Origin of the sequence: Frankia sp. AgKG'84/4 (genome assembly GCF_023242965.2) — a bacterium.
GTDB lineage: Bacteria > Actinomycetota > Actinomycetes > Frankiales > Frankiaceae > Frankia.
Genome location: NZ_JALKFU020001200.1, coordinates 1 through 2,571 on the forward strand (window position 1 = coordinate 1; position 2,571 = coordinate 2,571).

The 2,571-nt window shown below is 74.2% G+C and carries 4 protein-coding genes; 2 read left to right on the forward strand and 2 right to left on the reverse strand.

Going from position 1 to position 2,571, the window contains the following annotated elements:
• Both MXD58_RS28710 and MXD58_RS28715 read right to left on the reverse strand, forming a co-directional pair.
• A partial coding sequence (locus MXD58_RS28710; RefSeq protein WP_250611301.1) for a hypothetical protein occupies positions 1-217 on the reverse strand: 217 nt, incomplete at its 3' end.
• 356 nt (positions 218-573) lie between these two features.
• The gene (locus MXD58_RS28715) at positions 574-1,218 is read right to left on the reverse strand and encodes a nitroreductase family protein (RefSeq protein ID WP_248840112.1); all 645 of its coding nucleotides are present in this window, start codon (positions 1,216-1,218) and stop codon (positions 574-576) included.
• Between the two features lie 95 nt (positions 1,219-1,313).
• Between MXD58_RS28715 and MXD58_RS28720 the strand changes: the two genes are divergently transcribed.
• Entirely contained in the window at positions 1,314-1,751 is a 438-nt protein-coding gene (locus MXD58_RS28720; RefSeq protein ID WP_248840111.1) for a MarR family winged helix-turn-helix transcriptional regulator, read from the forward strand.
• A gap of 97 nt (positions 1,752-1,848) precedes the next feature.
• Positions 1,849-2,571 (forward strand): ABC transporter ATP-binding protein (locus MXD58_RS28725; protein WP_250611303.1); only part of this gene is annotated, 723 nt, incomplete at its 3' end.

The following is a 2,571-nucleotide window of genomic DNA, read 5'->3' on the forward strand; positions in this document are numbered from 1 at the left end:
CCCCTGCGGCCGGGGCGGGCGCGGCGCTACCGGGCGCGACAGCCTCGTCCGCCGGACCGCCGCCGGGCTGCGAGCAGCCAGCTGACAGGGCCCCCAGCAGACCGGCCGTCACCGCGGCCAGCGCCACCCGAGCGCCGATGTCGACGGGCGTGTGCCGAAGGCGCTGCGGGCGGACGTGGGTGGACCCGTGGCTTCCGGGTGCGTGCGCACCGCACACGGCGTACCTCCCGTCGCAGGTCGGGAGCCGAGTCATACCCCGATTCGGGCCGCTCGACCTGGGCCCCCAGCTCAGCTTAGGAAGCGTCTCCCGGGCGCCGTGGCGACTTTCCAGGAACCGGGCACATGAGAGCCGAAAGACAATGTCTCTCGGGGAATCCCGGCGTCGCTCGTCTCAATCTGACCCGGTGGGCGCTGGCGTTGCGCCGGTCGGAAGATCAGGCCGACGGGTGTGCACCGCGGTGCGCACCAAGGCCCTGCCCGGTGGCGACCACAACTGCGACGACACCGGCGTGGCGGCTGGACGGGCAGCGGTCTCACGAGCCGCGCGCACCACCACGATTGTCTGGACTCGGCCTAGCCGACCAGGTCCCCGGCCCCGACCGCGGCGGGATCGGCCAGCCCGGTCGCGTAGCCGGAGTCGACGGGCCGCAGCGAACCGTCGAGCGCCATCTCCAGGGCGACCTCGGCCAGCGCCACCGTGGCCCGGGCGGACAGCGGCGGGGCCGGCGGCTGGGTGCCAAGCTCGACCCAGCCGACCAGCTCCTCGCCGTCGGCCAGGCCGAACGCCGACCGTACGGGCGCGCTGTCCAGCAGGGGCACCGACTTCCAGGCCGACGCGACGCCGAGCGCGTGCGCGGCCAGGCAGATGTTCTGCGCCGCCGCGGCGGCGGAGGCATCCTGCTCGGCGACGGGCACCCTGGCCTCGACCCGCGCGGCGATGACGGCGATGAGCGCCGGCGAGCGGGTCGCCTTCCCCGCGGCCTTGCGCACGACCGCTTCCGGCAGGCCGCCGACGGCCTCGGCCGCCTCGGTGATCGCCGCGGCGAGGGCGGTGCGGGCCTCGCCGCGCACCACGACGAACCGCCAGGGCCGCAGCATCTTGTGGTCGGGCGCGGTGGTGGCCGCGCCGAGGATTGCGGCGAGCTGCTCCGTCGTCGGGCCGGGCTCGACCAACCGCGTCGCGGTGCGGCGCGTCAGGAGGCAGGTGATCGCGTCCATCCGGGCTCCTTCTCGAATTTGATGAGGATCCCTCATCATGAGGTCGGTCTACCTAAGATGATGCCATCATCACCATAGACGAGGAGGCGCCCCGGATGCCCAGACCGGACACCGGCGACGAGGTCGTGAACCTGTTGCTCGCCGCCGGCCACCTCGTGCGCACGGCCGTGGACGAGGCGCTACGCACCAGCGTCGGGCTGACCCTGCGGCGGTTCAAGGTGCTGCAGCTGATCGCGGACACGGGGCCGTGCCGCCTACGGGATCTCGCCGACGCCGTCGCGGTCGCGCCAAGGACGATGACCGAGACCGTGGACGGTCTCGAGGCCGACGGCCTGGTCGCCCGCCGCTCCCACCCCACCGACCGGCGCGCCGTCCTGCTCGCGCTCACCGACGCCGGCCAGCGGGCCCTGGCCGAGGGACAGCGGCGGCGGACCGAGACGGTGGCCGGTTTCACCCGGCAGTTGAGCCCGCAGCAGCGCGCACAGCTCGTCGAGTTGCTGACCTCGATCAGCAACGCCCGCACGCCCCGCTAGCTCGTGGTAGCCCGCAAGCGGGCAGGAGCCTACGGCAGGTTACCGTGGAAGATGTCCCGATCGGACCAGCCGCCGGGAGGTTCCCGTCTCCGCCGTCGTGCACGTCGACCGCCTGGCCAAACGATACGGGTCCCACCACGCCGTCCGGAACGCCTCGTTCTCCGTCCAGGCGGGAATGATCACCGGGTTTCTGGGGCCGAACGGGTCCGGCAAGACGACAACACTGCGCGCCCTGCTGGGCCTGGTCCGGCCGACGTCCGGGCAGGCCCATGTGTTCGGCCGGCGCTACCGCGACCTCGATCATCCCGCCCGGCGCGTCGGCGCGGCGCTGGGCAACGCCTCCCATCCCGGCCGGACGGCTCGGGACCATCTGCTGGCGCTGGCGATGCCGCTGCGGGCCGGTCGCCGCCGGGTCGAGGAGGTGCTCGCGGCCGTCGGTCTCGACGCTGCCGGGGACCGGGCGACCGGCGGCTTCTCCCTGGGCATGCGCGGGCGCCTCGCGCTCGCGACCGCGCTGCTCGGCGACCCGGAGCTGCTTGTCCTGGACGAGCCCAACGGCGGGCTCGACCCCGAGGGCATCCGCTGGCTGCGATCGTTCCTGCGGGGGTGGGCGGCGCAGGGGCGCACCGCGCTGCTGTCCAGCCACGTGCTCGCCGAGGTGGCCCAGACCGTCGACCACGTCGTCATCATCGATCAGGGGCGGGTCGTGCTCGACGCGCCCGCGGCAGAACTCGCCGCGGCGCACGGCTGGGTCGAGGTCCGGTCCCGCGACGCGGCACGGCTCGCGACCCTGCTCGCCGCCGAGGGCCTGGCGCCGGGT

Excerpts from the sequence above, each read along its gene's own strand:
- MXD58_RS28720 (WP_248840111.1), top strand. The coding sequence starts at position 1,314 with ATGCCCAGACCGGACACCGGCGACGAGGTCGTGAACCTGTTGCTCGCC.
- MXD58_RS28715 (WP_248840112.1), bottom strand. The coding sequence starts at position 1,218 with ATGGACGCGATCACCTGCCTCCTGACGCGCCGCACCGCGACGCGGTTG.